Source organism: Dolichospermum circinale AWQC310F (assembly GCF_000426925.1).
Classification (GTDB): domain Bacteria; phylum Cyanobacteriota; class Cyanobacteriia; order Cyanobacteriales; family Nostocaceae; genus Dolichospermum; species Dolichospermum circinale.
Genome location: NZ_KE384663.1, coordinates 55861 through 56332 on the forward strand (window position 1 = coordinate 55861; position 472 = coordinate 56332).

The window sequence follows — 472 nt, forward strand, 5'->3', positions numbered from 1 at the left end:
ATCAATGGTTTCTAGTTTTTTGTTGACTTCACTAAACTTTTGATTCACTTCAGCAGCTTGCTTATCTATTTTTTGATTCACTTCAGCAGCTTGCTTATCTATTTTTTGATTCACTTCAGCAAACTTTTGATTTACTTCAGCAGCTTGCTTATCCATTTTTTGGTTGACTTCGGTAAATTGCTTCTCGATCTTTTGATCCAAACGAGACAAGATTTCTTCCAGGGTATAAGTCAGAGTTGGTGGGTTAGTAGTCATATATTTTTGGTGATAGTTATTTTATAGACAACACAAACATCTGCCGTCATTTTACTATTTTACCGCACTCTCACCCTCCCCTTGTGAAAGGGAGGGGACTTTTTACCCCACTCTCACTGTTAAAGATATGGGCTTTTTAACAACAAAATACCGGACTTCTCTAATAAGTCCGGTATCTGAATATTGCAATATATCCTACGAAGGATTGACAACAGTC

The 472-nt window shown here is 36.7% G+C and carries 1 protein-coding gene; it reads right to left on the reverse strand.

Annotated elements, in window-relative coordinates; translation table 11 throughout:
* The coding region (locus ACIR310F_RS25970; RefSeq protein WP_028082163.1) for a hypothetical protein at window positions 1-255 on the reverse strand (255 nt) is incomplete at its 3' end.
* Window positions 256-472: the final 217 nt, after the last annotated feature.